This is a genomic window from Azorhizobium doebereinerae UFLA1-100 (assembly GCF_000473085.1).
Lineage (GTDB): Bacteria > Pseudomonadota > Alphaproteobacteria > Rhizobiales > Xanthobacteraceae > Azorhizobium > Azorhizobium doebereinerae.
This window is the reverse complement of sequence record NZ_AXBA01000001.1, coordinates 110,001-135,699: the sequence shown is the minus strand read 5'-3', so window position 1 is coordinate 135,699 and position 25,699 is coordinate 110,001. Positions and strand designations below refer to the sequence as shown.

Annotated in this window: 20 protein-coding genes and 1 pseudogene; 9 read left to right on the top strand and 12 right to left on the bottom strand. The window is 69.0% G+C overall.

Translation table 11 applies throughout. The features are described from left to right. Positions 1–30: 30 nt before the first annotated feature. Together rfaD and rfaE1 are read left to right on the top strand one after the other, a co-directional pair. Complete coding sequence (rfaD, locus tag YU1_RS0100460) at positions 31–1,047, top strand: ADP-glyceromanno-heptose 6-epimerase (RefSeq protein WP_029002399.1); 1,017 nt, start codon at positions 31–33, stop codon at positions 1,045–1,047. Positions 1,048–1,066: 19 nt separating this feature from the next. Continuing rightward, on the top strand, positions 1,067–2,506 hold the full coding sequence (gene rfaE1 / locus YU1_RS0100455; RefSeq protein WP_029002398.1) for a D-glycero-beta-D-manno-heptose-7-phosphate kinase: 1,440 nt from the start codon (positions 1,067–1,069) through the stop codon (positions 2,504–2,506). 79 nt (positions 2,507–2,585) lie between these two features. Here rfaE1 and argE read toward each other — a convergent pair whose 3' ends face one another. After that, positions 2,586–3,746: an acetylornithine deacetylase gene (argE, locus tag YU1_RS0100450; protein ID WP_029002397.1), complete on the bottom strand. Its 1,161-nt coding sequence runs from the start codon at positions 3,744–3,746 to the stop codon at positions 2,586–2,588. Between the two features lie 237 nt (positions 3,747–3,983). Between argE and cobU the strand changes: the two genes are divergently transcribed. From cobU to YU1_RS0100435, 3 genes are read left to right on the top strand one after another with little or no spacing between them, the layout of a single operon-like run. Next, entirely contained in the window at positions 3,984–4,496 is a 513-nt protein-coding gene (gene cobU / locus YU1_RS0100445; RefSeq protein ID WP_029002396.1) for a bifunctional adenosylcobinamide kinase/adenosylcobinamide-phosphate guanylyltransferase, read from the top strand. Next, positions 4,496–5,116 (top strand): cob(I)yrinic acid a,c-diamide adenosyltransferase, encoded by a 621-nt coding sequence (gene cobO / locus YU1_RS0100440; RefSeq protein WP_029002395.1) that lies wholly within the window; start codon positions 4,496–4,498, stop codon positions 5,114–5,116. The genes cobU and cobO overlap by 1 nt, the downstream gene beginning before the upstream one ends. A gap of 29 nt (positions 5,117–5,145) precedes the next feature. Next, positions 5,146–6,603, top strand: coding sequence for a cobyric acid synthase (locus tag YU1_RS0100435; RefSeq protein ID WP_029002394.1), 1,458 nt, complete (start codon positions 5,146–5,148; stop codon positions 6,601–6,603). Here the strand turns inward: YU1_RS0100435 and cbiB are convergent. After that, positions 6,587–7,552: an adenosylcobinamide-phosphate synthase CbiB gene (cbiB, locus tag YU1_RS0100430; protein WP_029002393.1), complete on the bottom strand. Its 966-nt coding sequence runs from the start codon at positions 7,550–7,552 to the stop codon at positions 6,587–6,589. The genes YU1_RS0100435 and cbiB overlap by 17 nt on opposite strands. 204 nt (positions 7,553–7,756) lie before the next feature. On the opposite strand from cbiB, the gene YU1_RS27210 reads away from it, so the two are divergent. Together YU1_RS27210 and YU1_RS0100420 are read left to right on the top strand one after the other, a co-directional pair. Then, positions 7,757–9,100: a UDP-glucose dehydrogenase family protein gene (locus tag YU1_RS27210; RefSeq protein ID WP_035713103.1), complete on the top strand. Its 1,344-nt coding sequence runs from the start codon at positions 7,757–7,759 to the stop codon at positions 9,098–9,100. A gap of 184 nt (positions 9,101–9,284) precedes the next feature. Further along, positions 9,285–10,292 (top strand): NAD-dependent epimerase/dehydratase family protein, encoded by a 1,008-nt coding sequence (locus tag YU1_RS0100420; protein WP_029002392.1) that lies wholly within the window; start codon positions 9,285–9,287, stop codon positions 10,290–10,292. A gap of 652 nt (positions 10,293–10,944) precedes the next feature. Here YU1_RS0100420 and YU1_RS0100415 read toward each other — a convergent pair. Continuing rightward, positions 10,945–11,739, bottom strand: a complete 795-nt coding sequence (locus tag YU1_RS0100415; protein WP_029002391.1) for an MBL fold metallo-hydrolase — start codon at positions 11,737–11,739, stop codon at positions 10,945–10,947. Positions 11,740–12,007: 268 nt separating this feature from the next. Here YU1_RS0100415 and YU1_RS27205 point away from each other — a divergent pair, with 268 nt between their 5' ends. Then, a complete protein-coding gene (locus tag YU1_RS27205; RefSeq protein WP_084539555.1) occupies positions 12,008–13,984 on the top strand; it encodes an AI-2E family transporter in 1,977 nt (658 codons plus the stop codon). A gap of 27 nt (positions 13,985–14,011) precedes the next feature. On the opposite strand, the pseudogene YU1_RS27200 reads toward YU1_RS27205, so the two are convergent. The 5 genes and pseudogenes from YU1_RS27200 to YU1_RS27195 form a co-directional block, all read right to left on the bottom strand. Next, positions 14,012–15,163 (bottom strand): annotated as a pseudogene (locus YU1_RS27200) (alpha-hydroxy acid oxidase). Positions 15,164–15,278: 115 nt separating this feature from the next. After that, positions 15,279–16,028, bottom strand: coding sequence for an SDR family NAD(P)-dependent oxidoreductase (locus tag YU1_RS0100400; protein ID WP_035713100.1), 750 nt, complete (start codon positions 16,026–16,028; stop codon positions 15,279–15,281). Then, entirely contained in the window at positions 16,028–16,882 is an 855-nt protein-coding gene (locus YU1_RS0100395; RefSeq protein WP_029002389.1) for a fumarylacetoacetate hydrolase family protein, read from the bottom strand. The genes YU1_RS0100400 and YU1_RS0100395 overlap by 1 nt, the downstream gene beginning before the upstream one ends. 15 nt (positions 16,883–16,897) lie before the next feature. Further along, entirely contained in the window at positions 16,898–18,079 is a 1,182-nt protein-coding gene (gene rhmD, locus YU1_RS0100390) for an L-rhamnonate dehydratase (protein WP_029002388.1), read from the bottom strand. Continuing rightward, on the bottom strand, positions 18,079–19,398 hold the full coding sequence (locus tag YU1_RS27195; RefSeq protein WP_051356316.1) for an MFS transporter: 1,320 nt from the start codon (positions 19,396–19,398) through the stop codon (positions 18,079–18,081). Before YU1_RS27195 ends, rhmD begins: the two co-directional genes overlap by 1 nt. 104 nt (positions 19,399–19,502) lie before the next feature. Between YU1_RS27195 and YU1_RS0100380 the strand changes: the two genes are divergently transcribed. Next, a complete protein-coding gene (locus YU1_RS0100380; RefSeq protein ID WP_029002387.1) occupies positions 19,503–20,336 on the top strand; it encodes an IclR family transcriptional regulator in 834 nt (277 codons plus the stop codon). 28 nt (positions 20,337–20,364) lie between these two features. Here YU1_RS0100380 and YU1_RS0100375 read toward each other — a convergent pair whose 3' ends face one another. From YU1_RS0100375 to YU1_RS0100360, 4 genes are all read right to left on the bottom strand, one after another. Next, on the bottom strand, positions 20,365–21,633 hold the full coding sequence (locus YU1_RS0100375; protein WP_029002386.1) for a cytochrome P450: 1,269 nt from the start codon (positions 21,631–21,633) through the stop codon (positions 20,365–20,367). A gap of 74 nt (positions 21,634–21,707) precedes the next feature. Next, complete coding sequence (locus YU1_RS27190) at positions 21,708–22,985, bottom strand: cytochrome P450 (RefSeq protein WP_084539554.1); 1,278 nt, start codon at positions 22,983–22,985, stop codon at positions 21,708–21,710. Positions 22,986–23,063: 78 nt separating this feature from the next. After that, positions 23,064–24,359, bottom strand: coding sequence for a cytochrome P450 (locus YU1_RS0100365; protein ID WP_084539553.1), 1,296 nt, complete (start codon positions 24,357–24,359; stop codon positions 23,064–23,066). 300 nt (positions 24,360–24,659) lie between these two features. Continuing rightward, on the bottom strand, positions 24,660–25,484 hold the full coding sequence (locus tag YU1_RS0100360) for an FkbM family methyltransferase (RefSeq protein ID WP_029002384.1): 825 nt from the start codon (positions 25,482–25,484) through the stop codon (positions 24,660–24,662). Between the last annotated feature and the right edge of the window lie 215 nt (positions 25,485–25,699).

Below are 25,699 nucleotides of genomic sequence, written 5' to 3'. Positions count from 1 at the left end.
GCGCGTTTTGGCAACGAGGCCGCACACGAGATGACCCGATCCGCACCCGGCACCCGCGACACGCTTCTGGTGACCGGAGGCGCCGGCTTCATCGGCTCCAACATGGCCCGCGCCTTCGCCGGCGAGGGCCGGCGCGTGGTGGTTGCGGACTGGCTGGAAGACGGCCCGAAATGGCGCAACATCGCCGACATCGCGCTCGATGACGTGATCCGGCCCGAGGCCGTGGCCGGCTTCGTGGAACGCGAGGGCGGGCGGCTCGGCGGCATCATCCACATGGGCGCCATCTCGGCCACCACCGAGCGCGACGGCGACAAGATCATCGCCCGCAACGTGCGCCCCACGCTGGACCTGTGGGAGCAGTGCGCGCGCAAGGGCATCCGCTACATCTACGCTTCCTCCGGCGCCACCTATGGCGACGGCACCCAGGGCTTCGACGACGACGAGGGGCAGGGCGCGCTCGCCCGCCTCGCCCCGCTCAATGCCTATGGCTGGTCGAAGCTGATGGCCGACCGCCGCTTCGTGGCCGATGTCGCCGCCGGCCGGCCGCGTCCGCCGCAATGGGCGGGCCTGCGCTTCTTCAACGTCTACGGCCCCGGCGAGGGCCACAAGGGCGACATGCGCTCGGTGATCCACAAGATCTACCCCACCGCCGCCAAGGGGGAGGCCGTCACCCTGTTCAAGTCGCACCACCCCGGCTACGCGGACGGCGGCCAATTGCGCGACTTCCTCTATGTGAAGGACTGCGTGAACGTCGCCCGCTGGCTGCTGGAGACGCCCGACGCCTCCGGCATCTTCAATGTCGGCACCGGGCAGGCGCGCAGCTTCGCCGATCTCGCCCGCGCGGTGTTCGCCGCCGCCGGGCAGGCGCCCCGGATCGACTATGTGGACATGCCGGAGACGCTGCGCGGCGCCTATCAGTATTTCACCCAGGCCAATGTCGCCAAGCTGCGCGCGGCGGGCTACGCCACGCCCTTCACCAGCCTGGAGGACGGCGTGTCGGACTATGTGACGCGCTATCTGCGCGGCAACAATGCCGCCGGCGCCTGAGCGGCAGGGAAGGGGCCAGATGCTCGCCGAGACCCAGCCCGGAACCATCGCCGTCATCGGCGACGTGATGGTGGATCGCTACATCACCGGCTCGGTGTCGCGCATCTCGCCCGAGGCGCCGGTGCCGGTGCTGGTGCATGGCGAAGAGCGCATCGTGCCCGGCGGCGCAGCCAATGTGGCCGCCAATGCCGCCGCGCTCGGCGCGCCGGTGGTGCTGGTGGGCCTCGTCGGCGCCGACGGCCCGGCCGACCTGCTGCGCGCGGCGCTGGCGGCCCATCCCGGCATTTCGCTTGGCGCGATGGTGGTGGATGCCGCCCGGCCGACCATCACCAAGACGCGGGTGATGAGCGGGCGCCAGCAGATCGTGCGCATCGACGCGGAAGTCACCCGCCCCTGCGGCATCGCGGTCGAGACCGCGCTGATCGCCGCGGCACGGGCGGCGATCGCCCAGGCCAGCGTCGTGGTGCTGTCCGATTACGCCAAGGGCGTGCTCAGCGACGGGGTCATCGCCGCGGTGATGGCGGCGGCCAAGGCCAAGGGCGTGCCGGTGATCGTCGATCCCAAGCGCCGCACCTTCGAGGCCTATCGCGGCGCCAGCCTCGTCACCCCCAACCGGCGCGAGCTGGCCGAGGCCACCGGCCTGCCGGACGACAGCGACGCCGACGCCGCCCGCGCGGCGGAAGCCGCCGGCCGCCAGTTCGGCGGCGACGTGCTGGTAACGCGGGCGGAAAAGGGCATGACCCTGTGGCGCCGCAACGGCCGCGTGCTGCATGTGCCGGCCGAGGCGCGCGAGGTGTTCGACGTCTCCGGCGCCGGCGACACCGCGCTCGCCGCGCTGGCGGTGGGGCTGGCCGGCGGCCAGTCGCTGGAGGCCAGCGTCGGCATGGCCAATGCCGCCGCCGCGCTCGCCGTGGCCAAGCTCGGCACGGCGGTGGTGACCCGCGCCGAGCTGCGCGCCGCCTTGGAACGCGACGCGGTGCGGGTGGAGCAGCCCGGCGCGCTGGTGTCGCTGGCGGACGCCTGCCGCATCGTCGCCGCCTGGAAGGCCAACGGCACCCGCGTCGTCTTCACCAACGGCTGCTTCGATCTGCTGCACCCCGGCCATGTCAGCCTGCTGGAGCAGGCGGCCAGCCATGGCGACCGGCTGGTGGTGGCGCTGAACAGCGACGCCTCGGTCAAGCGGCTGAAGGGCCCGGCTCGCCCGCTTCAGGACGAGCAGGCACGGGCGCGGGTGATGGGCGCCATGCGCTGCGTCGATCTGGTGGTGCTGTTCGACGAGGACACGCCGCTGGAGACCATCAGCGCCCTGCTGCCGGACGTGCTGGTGAAGGGCGCGGACTATGCGCCGGACGAGGTGGTGGGCGCCGACGTGGTCCAGGCCAATGGCGGGGAACTGGTGCTGGTGTCGCTGGTGGCGGGCCAGTCCACCTCCAGCCTCGTGGCCAAGGCGCGCACTTAAGATCCTGCCCTAACCCATTGAAAACGGCCCGGATGTCGCCATCCGGGCCGTTTGCGTTTCAGCTTGCTTCAAGCGCTGCTCAGGCGGCGCAATAGGCGATCACCCGGCGCATGAAGGCCTCGCAGGCCTCCAATTGGCTCGCCTCCACATATTCGTCCGGCTGGTGGGCCTGGACGATGGAGCCGGGGCCGCACACCACCGTGGGGATGTCGGCCATCTCCACGAACAGCCCGGCCTCGGTGCCATAGGCCACCTTGGCGTGGTCGTTGCGGCCAGCGAAATGCTTCGCAAGCACGGTCACCGGCGCGTCGGCCGGGGTGGCGAGGCCCGGGAAGGCGCTCTTCAGCTTGAAGGTGATGCCCGCCTTGGGCGAGCGTTCCTTCATGCGCGGCTCCAGCGTCTCCTGCGCATAGGCGATCACCTCGCCGGCGAGGGCGTCGATGTCGTCCTCGGGCAGGGCCCGCACTTCCCAGTCCAGCTGGGCGAGGTCCGGCACGATGTTGAGCGCCGTGCCGCCGTGGAACACGCCCACATGGGCGGTGCTGTGCGGGATGTCGTAGAGCCCGTCCTTGAGCCCGCTTTCCGCCAGCCGGTCGCTGAGGTCGGCCACCCTGGCGGCGATGCGCGCGCCGGCCTCCACCGCATTCACCAGCTCGGGGGCGCGGGAGGAATGGCCGCCGGCGCCGGTCACCGTGGTGGAGAAGCTGCGCTTGCCCTTGTGGCCGATCACCACCTGCATGCTGGTGGGCTCGCCGACGATGCAGGCCTCGGGCTTGTAGCCCTTCTCCACCATGTGGGCGATCAGCGGGCGCACGCCGACGCAGCCGATCTCCTCGTCATAGGAGATGGCGAAATGGATCGGCTTGGCCAAGGGCCTCGCCTTCATCTCCGCCACCATGCCGAGGCAGACGGCCAAGAACCCCTTCATGTCGCAGGTGCCGCGGCCGAACAGCTTGCCGTCGCGCTCAGTGACCGTGAACGGGTCCGAGGTCCAGTCCTGGCCGTCCACGGGCACGGTGTCCGTATGGCCGGACAGCACGATGCCCGGTACGTCGCGCGGGCCGATGGTGGTGATGAGGCTGGCCTTCTTCTCCTCGGTGTTCTCCACGCGCTCGAAGAAGATGCCCTCAGCGGTCAGGAATTCCTCCACCGCCTCGATCAGGGGCAGGTTGGAATTGCGGCTCGTGGTGTCGAAGGAGATGAGGCGCGCAAGCCAGTCTAGGGTTTGGGGGTTGGGCACGGCGCGGAAACTCCGGAAGGTTTTTGTCTGGCGGCCTCGATGCGACTCCAGCGCATCTCTGCCGCATTGCACACATATACCCCCTTGGCCGGCGGCGCAGCCATTGCCCGCCGGTGGACGGTGGATTTTGTGGGAGGAGCCCGTTGCCCGAAGGGCAGCCGTTGCCCCCCGCGAAGCGGTGCCATAAGAGCAAGTCGCGCGTTCCTGGTGAGCGCGGGACGCCCGTGCGGAGTGCGTATGGCGAAGGTCACCTTGGTGCTGGGAGGCGCGCGCTCGGGCAAGAGCCGCCATGCCGAAAGCTTGGTGGAAGCCCTTCCTGCGCCGTGGGCGTACCTGGCAACCGCCCAGGCATTCGACACGGAGATGGCCGAGCGCATCGCGCTCCATCGCGGCCGCCGGGGCGGCGGCTGGCGCACCCTCGACGCGCCGCTCGACCTCGCCGGAACGCTCGCCGGCCTGCCGGCGGAGATGCCGGCGCTGGTGGACTGCCTCACCCTCTGGCTGACCAATCATCTCCTTGCCGAGCACGATCTCGACGCGGAGGCCGCGCGCCTCGTGGACGCGGTATCGGGCCGGCGCGCGCCGGTGGTGCTGGTGGCCAACGAGGTGGGGCTCGGCATCGTGCCGGACAATGCGCTGGCGCGTCGGTTCCGCGATGCCGCCGGGCGCCTCAATCAGGATCTAGCGGCCAGGGCCGACCGGGTGGTGTTCCTGGTGGCCGGGCTTCCGATGATGGTGAAAGACCAATGATGAACGAACCCGTCGATCCGCGCGACGCCGAGCGGCACCGCGCCAAGATGGCCAAGCGCAAGGCCGTGCAGGACGCAGAAGTGGCCGCCAAGACGACGGTCGAGAAGGGGCTTCTCATCGTCCATACCGGCCCCGGCAAGGGCAAGAGCACGGCCGCCTTCGGCCTCGCCCTGCGCATGCTGGGCTATGGCCGCAGCGTCGGCGTGGTGCAGTTCATCAAGGGCGCCTGGCACACCGGCGAGAAGGATGCCTTCGCGGCCTTCGGCGAGCGGGTGAAATGGCACACCATGGGCGAGGGCTTCACCTGGGAGACGCAGGATCTCGCCCGCGACAAGGCCGCCGCCCAGCGCGCCTTCGAGAAGGCGCGCGACCTGATGGACGACCCGGCGCTGTCCCTGGTCATCCTGGACGAGCTGAACATCGCGCTGCGCTACGATTATCTCGACCTCGCCGAGGTGATCGACGCGCTCCAGGCACGCCGGCCGGACCTGCATGTGGTCGTCACCGGCCGCAACGCCAAGCCGGACATGCTGGCCGCCGCCGACCTCGTCACCGAGATGCAGTTGGTGAAGCATCATTTCGCCGCCGGGGTGAAGGCCCAGGTCGGCATCGAGTTCTGAAAACCGTCACGCAGGGAGAGGGTCGGCCCATGGCGCGCGCGCTGATGTTCCAGGGCACCGGCTCGGATGTGGGCAAGTCGCTGCTGGTGGCGGGCCTTGCCCGCGCCTTCGCGGACCGTGGCCTGAGGGTGCGGCCGTTCAAGCCGCAGAACATGTCCAACAACGCCGCCGTCACCGCCGACGGCGGCGAGATCGGCCGTGCCCAGGCGCTCCAGGCGCGCGCCGCGCGGGTGCCGCTGTCGGTGCACATGAACCCCGTGCTGCTCAAGCCGCAGAGCGAGATCGGCGCGCAGGTGGTGGTGCAGGGCCGGGTGGTCGGCGCCGCCAAGGCGAGCGCCTACCAGGGGATGAAGGCCGGCCTGATGCCCGCCGTGCTGGAGAGCTTCGCCCGGTTGAAGGACGAGGCGGACCTAGTGCTGGTGGAGGGCGCGGGCTCGGCCTCGGAGGTCAACCTGCGGGTCAATGACATCGCCAACATGGGCTTCGCGCGGGCCGCCGGCGTGCCCGTGGTGCTGATCGGCGACATCGACCGGGGCGGGGTCATCGCCAGCCTCGTCGGCACCAAGGCGGTGCTGGAGGCGGCGGACGCAGCGCTGATCCAGGGCTTCATCGTCAACAAGTTCCGCGGCGACCCGTCGCTGTTCGACGCGGGCATGGCGCTGATCGCCGGCCATACGGGCTGGGCGCCGCTCGGCCTCGTGCCGCATCATGCCGGTGCCGCCCGCCTGCCGGCGGAGGACGCGCTGGGCGTGGCCGGGCCCCAGGCGCCCAAGCCCGATGCCCGCATCCGCATCGCCGTGCCCATCCTGCCGCATGTGGCCAATTTCGACGATCTCGACCCGCTGGATGCAGAACCGGCCATCGAGGTGCGGCGCATCCGGCCGTCCGACGTGCTGCCCGCCGACACGGACCTCGTGCTGCTGATCGGCTCCAAGGCCACCATCGCCGATCTCGCCGCCCTGCGCGCGGGCGGTCTGCACCACGACATCCTGGCCTTCGCCCGGCGCGGCGGGCGCGTGCTCGGGCTGTGCGGCGGCTACCAGATGCTGGGCGAGACCCTCGCCGACCCGGACGGGGTGGAAGGCCCTCCGGGTGCAGTGGAGGGCCTCGGCCTGCTGAAGGTGCGCACCACCATGACCGGCGACAAGCGCCTCGTGGCGGTCACCGGAACGTCCTGCCTCGGTGCATCATTCGCCGGCTATGAAATGCATATCGGCGCCACCGGAGGACCGGACGCGGAGCGCCCGTTCGCGCGACTGGCCGACGCCGGACCCGAAGGCGCGGTGTCGGCCGACGGGCGGATCATGGGCAGCTATGTGCACGGCCTGTTCGCCGACGACCGCCAGCGCGCGGCGCTGATGGCGTTGTTGGGCGCTGGCCCGGCGCTGGTGTCCTACGAGGATCAGGTGGAGGCGGCGCTGGATGGGCTCGCCGCGCATCTGGCGGCGCACATCGACCTCGACCGCCTGCTCAGCTTAGCGCGATGATCAGCGCCATGAGGGTGATGAAGCCCACCATCAGCGCATCCGCCGTCACATAGAGCCGCAGCGCGGCACGGATGTCCCGCGCGCCGATGTTGCGGCGGCCATTGCCCATGTAGGCGGCATTGGCGAGCACGCCGCCATACGAGCGCGGCCCGGCGATGGAGATGCCCAGCGCCCCGGCCATGGCCGCCTCCGGCCAGCCGGCATTGGGCGAGCGGTGGTGCTTCGCGTCCCGCCGCATGGCGACCCACGCCGCCTTGGGATCGCAGCCGGGCAGCAGGGCGGCGGCGGCGACGATGAGCAGGCCGGACAGGCGCGAGGCGGGCAGGTTGACCAGATCGTCCAGCCGCGCCGCCGCCCAGCCGAAGGCCTCGTAGCGCGGGTTGCGATGACCGATCATGCTGTCGGCGGTGTTCAGCGCCTTGTATCCGGCTCCGCCGGCCAGCCCGCCCACCAGCATCCAGACCGTGGGGGCGACGATGCCGTCGGAGAAATTCTCCGCCAGGCTCTCGATGGCGCCGCGGGTGACGCCGGCCACGTCCAGGCTCTGCGGATCGCGGCCGACGATATGGGAGACCGCCTCGCGTCCCGCCTCCAGGCCGCCGGTTTCGAGCGCGGTGGCCACCGCCGCCACATAGCGGTAGAGCGCGCGCTGGGCGATGAGCGCGCTGCCCAGGATGCCGGCCAGGATGAAGCCGAGGCCGAACTGCCGCAGCACGCCTTCGATCAGCGCCGCCGGCACCATGGCGCAGGCCAGCAGGACGATCACCGTCAGCACGCCGTTGGACTTGCGGCGGGCGGCGGGGAGGGTGGGGCGGTTGAGGCGCGACTCAAGGGCGGAGATCAGCTTCCCCATCCACACCACCGGGTGGCTGACGGCCCTGAACAGCGGCGGCGGATAGCCGACGATGCCTTCCACAAGCAATGCGACGCAGGTGAGATCAAAGGCCATGGCTGCTCGGGGGATCGGCTCGGAACGGCAAAGACGGGCGGGGACGCTGCGGCACCTGTGGCGCGGCCGGGCCGGACGGTTTCCGCCCGGCGGCCGTGGGGCACCGCACATGGCTGCCATGTATCCGGCATGGGCGGAAGTGTCTTCATTTTCTCATGGCGAAGTGCGAGATAGCGCCACGATTGAACGAGGCAGGAAGCCGCCATGCGCGTCGCGATGATTGGCACGGGGTATGTGGGTCTGGTGTCGGGCGCCTGTTTCGCCGACTTCGGGCACCATGTGACCTGCGTGGACAAGGATGCGCAGAAGATCGCCATGCTGGAGCGCGGCGAGATCCCCATCTTCGAGCCCGGCCTGGACGACATCGTGGCGCGCAACCGCGCCGCCGGGCGGCTCGACTTCGCCGTGGACCTGACGGCGGCGGTGCGCGAGGCGGACGCGGTGTTCATCGCGGTCGGCACGCCTTCGCGGCGCGGCGACGGCCATGCCGACCTGTCCTATGTCTATGCCGCCGCCCGCGAGATCGCCGAGGCCGCGCAGGGCTATACGGTGGTGGTGACCAAATCCACCGTGCCGGTGGGCACCGGCGACGAGGTGGAGCGGGTGATCCGCGAGGCCCGGCCGGAGGCGGACATCTCGGTGGTCTCCAACCCGGAGTTCCTGCGCGAGGGCGCCGCGATCGAGGATTTCAAGCGCCCCGACCGCATCGTGGTAGGCACGGACGATCCGCGCGCCCGCGAGGTGATGACGCAGCTCTACCGTCCGCTGTCGCTGAACAGCCTGCCGCTGCTGTTCACCAGCCGGCGCACCTCCGAGCTGATCAAATATGCCGGCAACGCCTTCCTGGCCGTGAAGATCACCTTCATCAACGAGATCGCCGATTTGTGCGAGCAGGTGGGGGCGAATGTGCAGGAGGTGGCGCGCGGCATCGGGCTCGACAACCGTATCGGCTCGAAATTCCTGCATGCCGGCCCCGGCTACGGCGGCTCCTGCTTCCCCAAGGACACGCTGGCGCTGACCCGCACCGCCCAGGAGGCCGGCACGCCGCTGCGCATCGTCGAGACGGTGGTGGCGGTGAACGACGTGCGCAAGCTGGCCATGGCCAAGAAGGTGGTGAGCGCGCTGGGCGGCGAGGTGCGCGGCAAGACCGCCGCCGTGCTCGGCCTCACCTTCAAGCCCAACACCGACGACATGCGCGAGAGCCCGGCGCTCTCCATCATCCACGCGCTGCTGGACAAGGGCATGAAGATCCGCGCCTTCGATCCCGAGGGCATGGAGGAGGCGAAGAAGCTGCTGCCGGCCGCCGTCACCTATACCGGCGGCGCCTACGAGGCGGCCGAGGGCGCCGACTGCCTGGTCATCATCACCGAATGGGACGCCTTCCGGGCGCTCGATTTCGAGCGCCTACGCAAGCTGATGACCCAGCCGGTGCTGGTGGACCTGCGCAACATCTACCGGCCGGACGAGATGACGGCCCTGGGCTTCGCCTATGAAAGCGTCGGCCGCGGCACCACCGGCGCCGACGGCGCGGCCATCCACGGCGCATAAAGCGTTTCCGGCGTCTGTTACCATCATGCCGTCCAACTTCTGCTCTTTGGTCGGCGGCGATCGAGGGCAGGGCGGCTGGCGATCATGGACCTTGCCCGTTGCGGGGGCGGTGCCTGGCATCGTTCAGGGCTAAGGTCTTTCCTTTCCGGTCGGGTGCCCTGCCGGTTCTCAAGCGCGGTGGCACATGCGTTTTCTGGTCACGGGGACGGCCGGCTTCATCGGGTTTCATCTGGCGAAGCGGCTTTTGGGGGCAGGGCACGTGGTGGTCGGGCTGGACGGCCTGACGCCCTATTATGACGTGACGCTCAAGCGCGCGCGCCATGCCGAGCTTGAGCGCCACAACGGCTTCACCGCCGTCATCGGCATGCTGGAGGACACCGGCGCGGTGGCCGAGGCGGCCGATCTGGCCCAGCCGGACGTCATCATCCACCTCGCTGCCCAGGCGGGCGTGCGCTACAGCCTGGAAAACCCCAAGGCCTATGTGGATGCCAACCTGACCGGTTCCTGGAACATCCTGGAGCTGGCGCGGCGCATCAAGCCGGCGCATCTGCTGCTGGCCTCCACCAGCTCGGTCTATGGCGCCAATGCCAAGATCCCGTTCGCCGAGACCGACCGCGCCGACGAGCCGATGACGCTCTATGCCGCCACCAAGAAGTCCATGGAAGCGATGGCGCATTCCTATGCCCATCTCTACGGCGTGCCGACCACTGCCTTCCGCTTCTTCACCGTCTACGGTCCCTGGGGCCGGCCGGACATGGCGCTGTTCAAGTTCGTCGCCGCCATCCTGGAGGGCGCGCCCATCGACATCTATGGCGAGGGCCGGATGTCGCGCGACTTCACCTATGTGGACGATCTGGTGGAGGCGGTGGTGCGCCTGACCGACTGCGTGCCCCGGATCGGCGCGCCAGTCGGCCCGGACGGGCTCGATTCGCTCTCGCCGGTGGCACCGTTCCGGGTGGTGAACGTGGCGGCCGGCAAGCCGGTGGGCCTCATGGAGTTCGTCGAGACCATCGAAGCGGCGGTGGGCCGGCCGGCGCAGCGCCACATGCTGCCCATGCAGGCCGGCGATGTGCCGCGCACCTTCGCCGCCGCCGAACTGCTGGAAGCGCTAACTCAATACCGCCCGTCTACGCCGGTAGCGGAGGGGGTTCCGGCCTTCGTAGCCTGGTATCGGGCCTATTACGGCGTTTGAGGCGCTTCGTCGCCATTTGGTACGACCAAGCGGGTCTGTTTGCGCGTGAGAGCGATTTTTCGCTCTCGGCCCGGCGTCCGTCTGTCTGTCCGCTGGCCGGGGGCGTTCATGCCTTCGGGTCCTTCGCCTGGATTGCATTCCTGTAGCCCGCCGAGCGGTTGGCGGCTCGGCAGGCCAGGGCGGAGCGCGCTCCCGCATGCGTAAATCGTAGAAGAGATATTATGGAATATAAAAGGATGTTCAGTTCGGGTGGAGCGACCCGTCCCGGCGTCGGTTGCGAGTTGCACCTCACACCGGGCGATGACGATGGGCAAAGCGGCTCGACATCGCGATCTGCATGCACGGCCAATTGAAGCCCGGCCGCCTGTACCGCTGACTGCCGGCAGCGCCTTCCGGCGCGGCGCCATCGGCGCGGACATCATCGCCGGCCGGGCCGTGCGGAAGCCCAAGGCAAGGCCGGAAGGAGTCGGCTTGTCCGGACGACCCGACGCTCGGCGCGCGGTGCCAGGGCTGGCCTATCCGGCACCGCCGGTGATCGGGCATCGCCGGCGCATGGTCGCGCCGTCCTCGAAGTCAGCACTTTAGGAAAAAGCATAAAATGCTGCCACGACAACAGCTTGTCATGCCGCCTTCAGGTGGCGGGAAAGCGGGTTCAGCCCTCGAACGTCATCCCGTCATAGGCCGGCACGATGTGCTCCGGCAGGCGGTTTCGCAGGGTCTGGTAGTCCAGGTCCGTGTGCAGGTTGGTGAGGATGGCGCGGGCAGGGCGCATCAGCGCGATGTGGTCCAGCGCCTCCCCCAGGCTGAAATGGCTTGGGTGCGGTGTTTCACGCAACGCATCAAGAATCCAGATGTCCAGATCCTTGAGATGTATCAGGCTGTTATCTGGAAAACCGTTCACATCGCTGGAATAGGCGACGTTGCCGAATCTGAATCCGAACGCATCGATGTCGCCGTGCCGCTGGCGGAAGGGTAAGGCCGTGATCGGGCCCCCTGCCCCATGGATGGTCAGTTCGCGGCCCTCGTGGAAGCGATGCTCGGTCAGGATGGGCGGGTAGTTGCTGCCCGGCGGGGTCACGAAGCAATAGCCGAAGCGCAGGTGCAGGATGCGCGAGGTGTCTTCGTCGGTGTAGAGGTCGATGCGCTTGCGGTTGTGGATCACCAGCGGGCGGACATCGTCTATGCCGTGGGTATGGTCGGCATGCTCGTGGCTGATGAGAACGCCGTCCAGATGGGTGATGCCGGCGTCCAGCAATTGCTCGCGCAGGTCCGGCGACGTGTCCACCAGCACATTGGTGGTGCCCTGCGGGCCGGCGCGGCGCACCAGAAGGGAGCAGCGGCGGCGGCGGTTGCGCGGCTCGGCCGGGTCACAAGCCCCCCATCCCTGCCCCACGCGCGGCACGCCGCCCGAGGAACCACAGCCGAGAATGGTGAATGTGAGGGTCATGGGACGTCCCGCCAGCACCGCCGCCTGCACGGCAGTGCGACCCTTACCGCGCCCACGGGAGATTCTCCAAGCCTCTCCGCCGCCGGGCCAAGGCGGTGACAGACAGCGGCAGAAGACAGCGGTGGTGAAACAGTGCCGCCGCCGCGCAACATTCGGCGGGCGGGAGCGTTATGGCCGGTGAGCGCTGGACTTTCCGTTCAGGAGGGCCGCGCCGGGGAGCGGCGCCGATGCCGGTGCGTCGCCTGGGCCGAGGGGTGTTTGTCGTCCGATGCCGTTGCGGGAATCAGCCATCTTCAACGATCCGGGGCTCGCCCGCGTGCCGAGGCCTCCCTCCCGCGAAGGCCATGTTCTGGCGTTGATCGCCGCCATCGCCATCATTGCGGTGCTATTCCTCGGGCGCGAGGTGTTCGTGCCCGTCGCCCTCGCCATCCTGCTCAGCTTCGTCCTGTCGCCGGTCCTGCGTGTGCTGCGCCGGCTAAGAATCCCGAGCACGCTGTCCGTGGCGACGGTGGTGCTGGCCACCTTCCTGGCGCTGATGGCCATCGGCGCCGTGGTCGCGAGCCAGGTGGCCCAGCTCGCCAGCGACCTGCCGCAATATCAATGGAACCTGCATGAGAAGATCCGCTCGCTGAAGGACGCCACCGCCGGCTCGCGCTCCATGGAGCGGGTGGCGAGCATGCTCCAGGACCTGTCCACCGAGCTGAACCGGCCGCAGCAGCAGCCGGCGGGCCGGCTGGCCACGGCGCCCGCCGCGCAGCCGGGACAGGCACCGGCCGCGCAGGTCCCGGTGCCGGTGGAGATCCGCCAGCCGGAGCCGGGCACGCTGGGCATGCTGTCCTCGGTCATCGAGCCGCTGATCCACCCACTGGCGACCACCGGCATCATCTTCATCTTCCTCGTCTTCATCCTGCTGCAACGGGAGGATCTGCGGAACCGCTTCATCCGCCTCGCCGGCGCCCACGACATCCAGCGCACCACGGCGGCGCTCGACGATGCCGGGGCGCGGCTGTCCCGCTTCCTGCTGGTGCAGGTGGTGCTCAACGCCGCCTTCGGCGCGGTCATCGGCATCGGCCTCTGGCTGATCGGCGTGCCGAGCGCCGCCCTGTGGGGCCTGCTGGCGGCGGTGCTGCGCTTCGTGCCCTACGTGGGGGCGGTCATCGCCGCCGTGCTGCCGTCCGCGCTCGCGCTCGCCGTGGATCCGGGCTGGACCATGGTGGTGTCCACGGTGGCGCTGTTCGCGGTGGTGGAGCCCATCGTCGGCCACATCATCGAGCCCCTGCTCTATGGCCGCAGCACCGGCCTGTCGCCGGTGGCGGTCATCGCCTCGGCCACCTTCTGGACCTGGCTGTGGGGTCCCATCGGCCTCGTGCTGGCGACACCTCTCACCTTGTGCCTCGTGGTGCTCGGCCGCCATGTGGACCAGTTGGAATTTCTCGACGTGATGCTGGGCGACCAACCGCCGCTCAGCGCGCCGGAACTGTTCTACCAGCGCATGCTGGCGGGCGACCCCATCGAGGCCACCGCCACCGCCGAGGACTTCCTGAAGGATCGGCCGCTCACCGCCTATGTGGATGAGGTGGCGCTGCCCGCCTTGCGGCTGGCGCAGCACGATCATGCCCGCGGCGCCCTGGACGGAGAGCGCATCGAGCGCATCCGGGCCAGCGTGGCGGAGCTCATCTACAATCTGGGGCCGGGGGACGACATCCCGCCGGCGGCCGAGGCGACGCCGGGCGAGGGGGCATCCCCGCCCCTGCCCGCCCGGCTCGACCGTGCCACCCTCTCCGGCGCCTGGGCCTGCGACGTGCCGGTGGTCTGCATCGGCGTGCGCACCGGCCTCGACGAGGCGGCCGCGGCGTTGCTGGCGCTGGTGTTCACGGCCCATGGGCTGCACGCCCGGGCGGAAGGCCCGGCCGGCCTGCACCGCGCCGCCCTCTCCGGCCTCGATCCGGCGGCGGTGGCACTGGTGGTGGTGTCCTCGCTCGACGGCGGCAGCACGGCGCAACTGCGCTATTCCGTCCGCCGCCTGCGGCGCCGTCTGCCGGACGTGGCCATGCTGCTCGGCGCCTGGGGCGCCCTCGACGACCGCGCCGCGCGCTCCGCGCTGGAGGAGGCTGGCCATCCCAATGCCGTGATCGCGGCGGAGGCGCTTGCTGCCGCGATCCGCCTCGCCGGCGCTGAACAGGCCGCGCCGCGCCCGTTCCGCAAGGACGCGGCCCCTGCCCTGCCCGTGCCCGCGGCGCAGTGAGGATGATCCGCGGTGCCGGGGCCCGTGTCAGCCGGCGGTATGGCGGCCGTAGAGGGCGCTGCGATCGACCGAGCGGATGTCGCTGAGGCCGGCGAGCGCCATGCTCACGTCCAGTTCCTTGCGCAGGATTTCCAGCGTCTGGCGCACGCCCGCCTCGCCCCCGGCCGCGAGGCCGTAAAGCCAGGACCGGCCGATCAGGGTGCCCTTGGCGCCCAGCGCCACCGCCTTGAGCACGTCCTGGCCTGAGCGGATGCCGCCGTCGAACAGGATTTCGGTGCGGTGGCCGACGGCGGCGGCGATGTCCGGCAGCACGGTGATGGTGGCCGGCGCGCTGTCGAGTTGGCGCCCGCCATGGTTGGAGACGACGATGGCATCCGCCCCATGGTCGGCGGCGATGCGCGCGTCCTCCGCGTCGAGAATGCCCTTCAGCACCAGCTTGCCCGGCCACAGGCTGCGGATCCAGGCCACGTCCTTCCAACCGAGCGCCGGGTCGAACTGCTGGGCGATCCATTGCGCCATGGCGTTCATGTTCTTGCCCGCCGGCACCCAGCCGGCGAGATTGCCGAAGTCGCGCCGCTTGCCGCGCAGCACCTTGAGCGCTCATTCCGGCTTGGTGGCGATATCCAGCAGGTTGGCGAGGGTCAGGCGCGGCGGCACGCTGAGGCCGTTCTTGATGTCCCGGTGCCGCTGGCCGTGCGCCGCAAGATCCAGCGTCAGCACCAGCACCGGGCAGCCCGCCGTCCGCGCCCGTTCCACTAGCGACTGGGTGAAGGCGCGGTCCTTCATCACATAAAGCTGGAACCAGAACGGCTTCTCCACCGCGCCCGCAACGTCCTCGATGGAGCAGATGGACATGGTGGAGAGCGTGAACGGCACGCCGAAGGCCTGCGCCGCGCGGGCACCCAGGATCTCGCCGTCCGCATGGAACAGGCCGGTGAGGCCGGTGGGCGCGATGCCGACCGGCAGGGTTACCGCCGCGCCCAGCAGCGTGGTCGAGAGCGTGCGGGTGGAGACGTCGGCCATGACCCGCTGGCGCAGGCGGATGGCGGACAGCTCGGCGGAATTGGCGGCCAGCGTCAGCTCGTCATAGGAGCCACGGGCGGCATAGTCGTAGATGGCGCGGGGAATGCGGCGGCGCGCGATGGCGCGCAAGTCGTCGATATTGGTGATGGGCGCCACGGCAAGCCTCTCGCGAAACGCAAACCGCGCGCGCCGGGGGGCGCGCGCGGTTCGAGCTTCTAGTCCTGTCCGGCCGGCTGCGGAAGCGCCGGCCGTGCCGCAGGCGCCGCGATCCTCAGTAGGTGGCGCGGCCGCCGGAGACGTCGAACACGCCGCCGGTGGTGAAGGAGCATTCCTCCGACGCCAGCCAGCAGATCAGCGCCGCCACTTCCTCGATCTGGCCGAAGCGCCCCATGGGGATCTTCGACAGCATGAAGTCGATATGGGCCTGGGTCATCTGGTCGAAGATCGCCGTGCGCACCGCCGCCGGCGTCACGCAGTTTACGGTGATCTTGTTCTTCGCCAGTTCCTTGCCCAGCGACTTGGTGAGGCCGATCACGCCGGCCTTCGAGGCGCTGTAGGCCGGGGCGTTGGGATTGCCCTCCTTGCCGGCGATGGAGGCAATGTTCACGACCCGCCCGTAGTCCTTCTCCAGCATGTAGGGCACGACCGCCTTGTCGCAGTAGAAGACGCCGTTCAGATTGACGTCGACGACCTTCTTCCACTCCTCGACCGGATAGGTCCAGGTGGTGGTGTTCGGGCCGGTGATGCCGGCGCTCGCCACCAGGATGTCGATCTGGCCGAAGGTGTCCGCCACGGTCTTGGCGGCGGCTTCCACCGCCGGCCAGTCGGACACGTCCAGCGCGACGCCGATGGCGGCGGCGCCCAGTTCCGCCTTGGCGGTCTCGATGGCGGCGGGATCGCGATCCCAGATCGCCACCTTGCCGCCCTCGGCGATGATGCGGGCGGCGACGGCGAAGCCGATGCCGGCGGCGCCGCCGGTCACGACCGCGACGCGGCCGGAAAAGCGCGTGGTGTCAGCCATCATTTCTTCTCCCAGGCGACGCAGGTCTGCTTCTGGACGCCGAGCTTGTCGATGCCGAGCGCCATGGTGTCGCCGGCCTTGAGGTAGACGGGGGTGGGCTTCATGCCCATGCCGACGCCGGGCGGGGTGCCGGTGGTGATGATGTCGCCGGGCAGCAGCGTCATGAATTCCGACAGGTAGCTCACGATGGTCTTCACATCGAAGATCATGGTGGCGGTGGTGCCGGTCTGCACCCGCTTGCCGTTCACCTCCAGCCACATGCCGAGCTGCTGCACGTCGCCGACCTCGTCGGCCGTCACCAGCCAGGGGCCGATGGGGCCGAAGGTGTCGCAGCCCTTGCCCTTGTCCCAGGTGCCGCCGCGCTCGATCTGGTATTCGCGCTCGGAGACGTCGTTGATGAGGACGTAGCCGGCCACGTGGTCCAGCGCCTCGTCCTTCGTCACATAGCTGGCGCGCGTGCCGATGACGATGCCCAGTTCCACTTCCCAGTCGGTCTTGGTGGAGCCGCGCGGGATCATCACGTCGTCATTGGGCCCCTGGATGCAGGAGGTGGCCTTGGTGAACACCACCGGCTCGGAGGGGATCGGCATGCCCGATTCCTCGGCATGGTCGGTGAAGTTCAGGCCGATGGCGATGAACTTGCCCACATTGGCGACCGGCGCGCCGTGGCGCGGGGTGCCCTCGACCACCGGCAGGCCGGCGACGTCGAGCGCCTTCAGCTTGGCGAGGCCTTCGGGGCTGATGGCCGCGCCGGTGAGGTCGGGGATGACGCCCGAGAGGTCGCGGATCTTGCCGTCGTCGGCAAGGAGGCCGGGCTTTTCCTGGCCGGCCGGCCCATAACGCAGGAGTTTCATGGAACGCTTTCCCGATCAGTGGGTGTAGGGGCGCGAGAGCTTGCATTCCGGGTTCAGGCGGACGCCGAAGCCGGGGGTGTCGTCCAGCTTGAGGCGGCCGTTGACCGGCACGGGCTCGTCCAGCAGCAGCGGCGTGAACATGGGCACCACCTGGTCCGGCACCGGATGCATCATCAGGAACTCGGCGAACGGGCTGTTATGCCGGGTGATGACGAAGTGGTAGCTGTAGACGCTGGAGCCGTGCGGCACCACCAGCACGCCCGCCGCATCGGCGAGCGCGGAGATCTTGATCAGCTCGGTGATGCCGCCGCACCAGCCCACGTCCGGCTGGATGATGTCGCAGCACTCCATGTCGAGCAGCATCTTGAAGCCCCAGCGGGTGGCCTCGTGCTCGCCGGTGGTGATGAGATGGCCCTTCGGCGCGTTCTTCTTGAGCGCGGCATAGCCCCAGTAGTCGTCCGGCGGCAGGGCCTCCTCGGTCCACTTCAGGCCCATCTCGTTCCAGGCGATGGTGGAGAAGCGCGTGGCATAGTCCACGTCCAGCGCCATCCAGCAGTCCTGCATCAGCCAGAAGTCTTTGCCGACCTTGGCGCGCATGTCGTTGAGGATGTCGAGATTCTTCTTGAGCCCCTCCTCACCTTCGGCCGGGCCGTGGTGGAGCGCCATCTTGCCGCCGATGAAGCCCATCTCCTTGGCAAGGTCGGGCCGTGCGCCGGTGGCGTAGAACTGCAACTCGTCGCGCACCGCGCCGCCGAGCAGGTGATAGACCGGCTCCTTGCGCCACTTGGCGAGCAGGTCCCACAGCGCCAGGTCGACGCCGGAGATAGTGTTCACCACCAAGCCCTTGCGGCCGTAATAGAGCGTGGAGCGGTACATCTGGTCCCACATCAATTCGATGTCGGTGACCTTGGCGCCCTCGATGAAGCGGGCGAGATGCTTTTCCACGATCCAGGCGGCGGGCTCGCCGCCGGTAGTCACCGCAAAGCCCACGGTGCCGTCGGAGGCTTCCACCTCGACCACCAGCGTGCCGAGCACGTTGATGCCGAAGGTGCGCCGGCTCTGGCGGTAGGCCGGGTATTTCGACATGGGCGTAGCGATGTGGTCATCGATCCAGTGGGCGCCCTGCTGGTCGTGATAATCGCCGCCGCCGCCCCGCACCACATAGGCGCGGACTTCGCGAATGGTGGGAACGGACATCAGCGGTCTCCTCGTGCGGTCAGGGGGGCGCCGGCGCGGGTCGCCGACGTCTGGCGGGCGCTGCCGAGCGCCAGGATGGCAACGACACCGATGAAGGTCGTGCCGGCAAGGACATAGAGGCCGGCCGGGGCGCCGAAGGAGGCGTCGGCCCAGTTCTTCACGTTCGGGGCGAAGAAGCCGCCGAGCGCGCCCATGGCATTGACGAGGGCGATGCCCGCCGCCGCCGCCACGCCGCCGAGATAGCGGGTCGGGAAGGTCCAGAACATGGGCTGCACGGCGATGAAGCCGGCGGCGGCGCAGCACAGGGCCACCAGGGCCACGGCCGGGCCGGCGGCGGCGGACACCGCGATGCCGGCGCCGGAGACGGCGAGCGTCAGGGCGGCCAGGGAGCGGTGCTTGCCGGTCTGGTCGGCGAGACGCGGGATGAAGTAGGTGGCCGCCATGGCGCAGACCCACGGGATCGCGGTCACGAAGCCCACCAGCACGCCCACCTTGGTGCCGAGCAGGGCCGCCACCTGCGTCGGCAGGTAGAAGACGACGCCGTACACGCTCATCTGGATGAGGAAGTAGATCAGCACGAAGTGCAGGATCCTCGGGTTGGCGAAGGCCGCCTTGAGGCTGGCGTGGCCGTGGCTTTCCTTGACCTTGTCCTCGGCGGCGATGGCCGCGCTGAGTGCCTTGCGCTCGTCCGCCGGCAGCCACCTGGCATCGGTGGGCTTGTCGTCGAGATACCAGAAGGCCCACACGCCCACGGCGGCGGCCAGCAGGCCCTCGATCAGGAACATCCACTGCCAGCCTTCCAGGCCATGGGCGCCGTGCAGCTCCAGCAGATAACCGGACAGCGGCGCGCCGAGGATGAAGGAGAGCGGGGCGCCGAAATAGAACAGGCCGAGGATCTGGCCGCGCTTGGCCTGCGGGAACCAATAGGTGACGTAGAGGATCACGCCCGGGAAGAAGCCCGCTTCCGCCGCGCCCAGCAGAAGGCGCAGGGCATAGAAGGAGTATTCGCCGGTGGTGAACATCATGGCGGCGGACACGAGGCCCCAGGTCACCATGATGCGGCACATCCAGATGCGCGCGCCGACCCGATGCATGATCAGGTTGCTGGGAATCTCGAACGCGGCATAGCTCAGGAAGAACAGGCCGGCCCCGAGGGCATACGCGGCGGCGGAGATGCCGGCGGAGGCCTGGAAGGCGTCCTTGGCGAAGCCGATGTTCGCGCGGTCCAGGAAGGACAGCACATACATGAGCAGAAGGAAGGGGACGAGACGGCGGCGCGTGTGCGCGATCGCCCGCTCGAGGGTCGGATTGTCCACCATGGCGTTTCCTCAGGTGCTGAGCAGTTGCTGCGGGTGAGTACCATATTGTGGTACTTCATCTTATTATGTAGGATGATGATTAGGAGAGGTGCCGGAGGGTGTCAATGTCGATTGCGAGCCTTGGAAATGGTCCGGACGGGGACGGCGCCGACGGCAAGGCCACGGACACGCCTGCGGCTCCGGCGGGAAGCCAGGCGGTCATGCGGGCGCTGGACGTGATCGAGGCGGCGGCGGATGCGCCCATCGACCTGAACCATCTGGCAACCGCGGTCGGCCTTACCCGCAGCACCGCGCATCGCCTCGCCAGCGGCCTCGCCGCGCGGGGCTATCTGCGATTCGCCGCCGGCGAGGGCTATTCGCTCGGGCCGAAGCTGTTGGAACTGGGCGCGCGGGCCCGCACCCAGCGGCCGCTTGCGCGCATCGCCCGGCCCTATCTCGACCATCTGGCGGCCGAGACCGAGGACACCGTGCACCTGGGGGTTCTGGAGGGCGACTGGGCGCTCTATCTGGACAAGATTCCCGGACGGCGGCGCTTCGAGATCTCATCCCGCGTCGGCGAGCGTCATCCGGTGTGGTCCACCGGGCTCGGCAAGGCGCTCATTCTCGATGGCGACGCGGCGGAGTGGGAGCATTTCTTCGCCATCGGCTCGGCGCGCGGCCCGCGCCAGGAGCAGGAGCGCGCGGCCTGGCTCGGCCGCATGCGCGACTATGCGGCCCGGGGCTATGCCTTCGACCTGGAGGAGAACGAGCCGCGCGTACGCTGCGTGGCGGCGCCTATCCGCGACGCCGCCGGCCAGACGGTCGGCGCCATCAGCGTCTCCAGCGCCTCGCATTACATGGACGATGCCCGCATGAGCGCCCTGTCGCGGACAGTGACGGGCACCGCCGACCGGATCAGCGGCGAACTGGGCTGGCGGCCCGGCGCCGGGCGGCGATAGGCGCGCCGGCCGCGCGTCCCTCGGGCGCTCAGCGCCCGAGCCGCACCGGCAGGGACTGGAGGCCCCGCTGATTGGTGCGATCCGCCCACCAGACCGGCTCGCCGGCCAGTTCGATGCGGGGAAAGCGCTCCAGCATGGCGCTCAGGCCCACCTGTGCCTCCAGCCGCGCCAGCGATGCGCCGATGCAGACATGCGGGCCGCCGCCGAAGATGAATTGCGCATTCGGCTGGCGGGCAATGTCGAACACCTCCGGTTCGTCGAAGCGGGCCGGATCACGGTTGATGGCGGCGACGAGGCCGATGGCCAGCGCGCCGGCCGGGATGAGGACGTCTCCCAATTGATAGTCCTTGATCGCCACGCGCAGGATAAAATTGATGCTGGGCTCGTAGCGCAGGACCTCCTCGATGGCCGATTTCACGAGGTCAGGGTCGGCCCGCAGCCGGGCGAGTTCGGCGGGATGCCGCAGCAGGGTGAGCAGCCCGTTCCCCAGCACGGTGACCGTGTTCTCGTTTCCCGTGACGAGGCCGAGGAGATTGTTGAGGGTCTCCTCCTCGTCCATGGTGCCGTCGTCGAGCGCCGCCAGCGCCAGAGCGATGAGCCCTTCCCCGGGATTGCCGCGGCGCGCCTCAAGATGGTCGCGCAGGAACGCCTTGTATTCGCGCAGCGCGGCCAGGGCCTCCTGCTTCTGATCCGGCGACATCATGATGTCGCCGATCTTGACCAAGGCGGCGTTCCATTGCGCCATCTGCGGGTCCATGTCCGGTGAGATCTCGAACAGGTTGCGCGAGACCCGCAGCGGCAGGTGGTTGGCGAAGGCGGTCATGAAATCGACCGGGCTGTCCACCGGCAGTTCGTCCAGCAGTCGGCGGCATTCGGCCTCGATCATCGGCTGGAGTTGCGCCATCTGGGCCGGGCGCAGCGCCTTTTCATAGACATCGCGCATGCGGCGATGGTCGGGCGGATTGGCATTGACCATCTGGCGCTGGAACTCGCTGAACAGGTCGAAGCTCACCGGGTCGCGCTGCTTGTTTTCCGGCGTGTTCCAGCCGTTGCTCCACAGCCGGGTGTCACGGCCCATTTCGGGCGCCATAGCCATCTGGCGGAATTCGCCATGGCCGAGGACGAAATAGACGCCGAACGCCCCGTCGCGATGCACCGGCCCAAGCTCGCGGATGCGCTTCAGCTCCGCATGGGGGGATGCGAGGAAGGCGGGGTCGGTCAGCATGGTCCACCAGTCGATCCCGGCGCCCGGCGTGGGGATGGGGGGATTGGCGTCTTGGGTCTCGGACTGGGACATGGAAGATCACCGCCAGTGCGCGCACCGGAGCCGACGGGCGCCCGGATACGCGTTGCCAAACAATGCGTTGCGTCTCATTGCGCGGACGCGAGCCGCAACGGCAGGGAATGCAGCCCGTGCTGGTCGCTGCGATGGGTCCACCAGACCGGAGGTCCGGCCAGCTCGATCCGCCCGTAGCGATCCAGGAGGCTGGCGAATGCGACCTCGGCGGTCATGCGGACGAGGGCCTTGCCGAGACAGATATGCGGACCGGCACCGAAGACCAGATGCGCATTCGGCTGCCGGGTGATGTCGAACACGTCCGGATCCTCGAAGCGGATCGGATCCCGGTTGATCGCGCCGACGAGGCCGATGGCGAGTGATCCAGCCGGGATCAACATGCCGCCGCAGGCGTAGTCGCGGATGGCGACGCGGAGGATGAAGCTGCCGCCCGGCTCATAGCGCAGCATCTCCTCGATCGCGGGGCGGATCAGGCCGCGGTCGGCCCGCAACTGCCCGAACGCGCGCGGGTGCCTCAGGAGCGCCAGCAGCCCATTGCCCAGCAGCGTGGCCGTCGCCGTGCCCCCGGAGATGAGCGTCACCAGATTGGTGAGGGTCTCTTCCTCGTCCATGGTGCCGTCGGCCAAAGCCGCAAGCGCCAGGCCGACGAAGCCTTCGCCCGGGGCATCGCCGCGCGCGGCGATGGCATCCCGCAGATAGGCCTTGAAGGCGCGCAGCGCGGCCTGGGCCTCCCGCTTCTGGTCCGGCGTCATGATGACATTGCCGAGCAGGCTCAACGCCTCGACCCATTGCCCGAGGAGGTCGCCCATCTCCGGCGGGATGTGGAACAGCTTGCGAGAGACGGCGCGGGCCAAGGGGTTCGCGAAGGCCGACATGAAATCGACCGGGACACCGGCCGGCACGGCGTCCAGCAGCCGCTCGCTCTCCGCCTGGATCATGGGGAGGAAACCCGCCAGCCGGGCCGGACTGAAGGCCTTTTCATAGACCTCCCGCATGCGGCGATGGTCGGGGGGATTCATGTTGGTCATCTGGGGCTGGAATTCGCGAAACAGCTCATAGCCGAGGGGGTCGCGCACCCGGCTTTCGGGAGCGTTCCAGCCATTGGCCCACAGGCGTGTGTCACGGCCCATCTCCGGGGCCGTGGCCATCTGGCGGAATTCATTGTGGCCGAGCACGAAATAGACGCCGGAGACGGCGTCATGGTGGACCGCTCCGAGGTCGCGGATGCGCTTCAGCTCCGCATAGGGGCTTTCGAGATAGGCCGGATCGGTCAGCATCGTCCACCAATCGATCCCGGGGGCTTCCAGAGCGGTGGCGGCAGGCGCGGTCGTGTGGAAATCAGACTGAGACATGAACCATCACCGCCAGGGCGCGGGGCCGGAAACCGCCCCGCATGCGCATTGCCGAACGCGGCATCCCGCCGCCTGCTCTCAGGCCAGCTTCAGCGGCAGAGACTCCAGCCCGCGCTGGTCGCTCCGATCGGTCCACCAGACGGGGTCCCCGGCCAGTTCGATGCTCTCGAACCGATCCATGAGCGCGTTGAAGGCGATTTCTCCCGTCATGCGCGCCAGCGCCTTGCCGATGCACACATGGGCCCCGCCGCCGAAGGCGGAATGGGGGTTGGGATTGCGGGTGATGTCGAACACGTCCGGATCGTCGAAGCGCTCCGGGTCGCGGTTGATGGCGCCCACCAGGCCGATGGCCAGCGCACCGGCGGGAATGCGCACGCCGCCGCACTGGAAATCGTGGATCGCCGCCCGGGGGATCAGGCTGCTGCCCGGCTCAAAGCGCAGCATCTCCTCGATGGCGCGCCGCATCAGGCCCCGGTTGGCGCGCAGCTTGGCGAACTCATCGGGATGCTTCAGCAGGGTGATCAGCCCGTTGCCCAGCAGCGTCAGCGAGGTCCGGCTGCCGGAGATGAGCATCACCACGTTGTTGAGGGTCTCCTCCTCATTCATGGTGCCTTCGGCCGCCGCCGCCAGCGACAGGCTGATGAGCCCGTCGCCGGGATCCTTGGCCCGCGCGGCGAGATGGTCGCGCACGAAATCCTTGAACTCGCGCTGGGCGACCTGGGCCTCGCGCTTCTGCTCCGGCGTCATGACCACATTGCCGAGCCAGCTCAGGGCGGCGATCCATTTGCCGATCGGCTCGCCCATCTCGGCCGGAATGTCGAACAGCTTCAGAGAGATGAGATGCGGCAGCGGGTTGCCGAACGCGGTCATGAAGTCGAACGGCGCGTTGGTCGGCAAGGTGTCCAGCAACTGCCGGCATTCCTGTTCGATCAGCGGGATGTAGCGCGCCATGTCGCCAGGGCGGAACGCCTTGTCATAGACCCCGCGCATGCGGCGGTGGTCGGGTGCGTTGGCGTTGATCATCTGCGGCTGGAATTCGGTGAACAGCTCGTAGGTCTGCGGGTCGCGGACCTTGTTCTCCGGGCTGTTCCAGCCATTGGCCCAGAAGCGCGTGTCGCGCCCCATCTGCGTGGTCTTGGCCATCTGGTTGAATTCGCGGTAGCGCGTGACGAAGTAGATGCCCGTCGCGGGGTCTTCGTGCACCCCTCCCAGTTCCCGGATCTTCTTCAGCTCGGGATAGGGATTGACGAGATACTCGTGATCCATCAGCAGCGTCCACCAGTCGAACCCCGCCGGAAAGGAAGCCCCCCCGGGCGCCGCGACGGCGCCGGCACCTGCGCGGGACGCATCCACTTTTTCTTGGCTGTGCGACATGATGAATCCTCCCCCTGCGGAGCGCGAGCAATACAGACCTGAAACGCGACTTTGCCAGACGGGACCCGTCGGAACGGCCGGGACCCGCTGGATATGCTGAACCGGCCCCTGACCGGCGAAACGGTGCCTCAGGTGCCCGTGCGCCCTCGTGTCCGAAAGCCCACCGGGGCATGGAAGCAGATTTGCGCGCGGGCGGCGCGCATCTCGGCGCCCTTGTCCCGCTGCGGATCGTCGCGGAGCGCCGCCCGGCTCATGCCGGAACGGCCGGTCGCCGGCCCCGCCCGCCGGGATCGGCCCGGGTCATGGGCGATGCGCATAGATGTGGAACACCGGCGCGCCGCCCTGCGCCATCGGGTGATCCTCGACCACCGCCCGATAGCCGTGCCCCTCCAGCTCAGCCCTGATGGTGCGCAATTCCTCCGGCCCGCGATGCACCTCGACCAGGAGTTGCCGGATGCGCGGCCACAGCGCCGGGCTGATGCCGTCCAGCACCGCCCGCTCCTGCCCTTCGGTATCGATCTTCAGCAGGTCGATGGTGCCGATGCCGTATTTCGCCACGACACTGTCCAGCGTATCCACCACCGCCGTCACCGCCTCGGTGCGGAACAGCTGGTCGATGAAGGCCGCATCGTCGAGCTTCTCGTGCGCGCCGGTGCGATCGATGATGGCGCGGATCTGGTCACTGGCACCCTGGCCGAACAGCAGGCCGCGCAGGCCGTCCGCAAGCGTCTGGCCCACCGCATGGTCCGCCGTCGAGAGCGCCGAGATGGCCGGGTAATGATCGAACACGATCTCCCCCGGCGCCGCTCCCAGGGCCATCCGGCACGCCTCGACCGCCCCGCCCATGCTGGCGGCGTTGCGCTCCAGCGCCCCGAAGGCGGCGGGCATGGGCTCGAAGGCGAATATCCGCGCGTCCGCGCACAGGTCGCGCAGCCGGAGGCAGAACAGGCCGATGTTGGCGCCGACATCCACATAAGTGCCGTCCGCCGGCAGGCTCAGCCCGCGCTGCGTGAGGTCGTCCGACACGATCTCGTGCCAGCCGAATCCGACCTCATAGGCGTTCACGCAATGAACATTGCGGCCGTCGGGCAAGGTGGCCAGGGAGCCAGTCGCGTCTTGGGTCATGCACCACACCTATAAGTGCGCGGACATTGCGACGTGTCGCGCCGTGATTGTTATCCTGCGTCCACGTCCGGCAGACAAGAAGCCGATCCGGTCGCGCCCCTCAATTGACCGGCCCCTCAGCAGCGTCCCCGTCCGGCCGCGGCCGCACGGGTGTCGAAAGCTCTCGTCGAGCTTTGCATTCCCGATCCCGATCCGCAATGCGCGGCCTCGTGCAT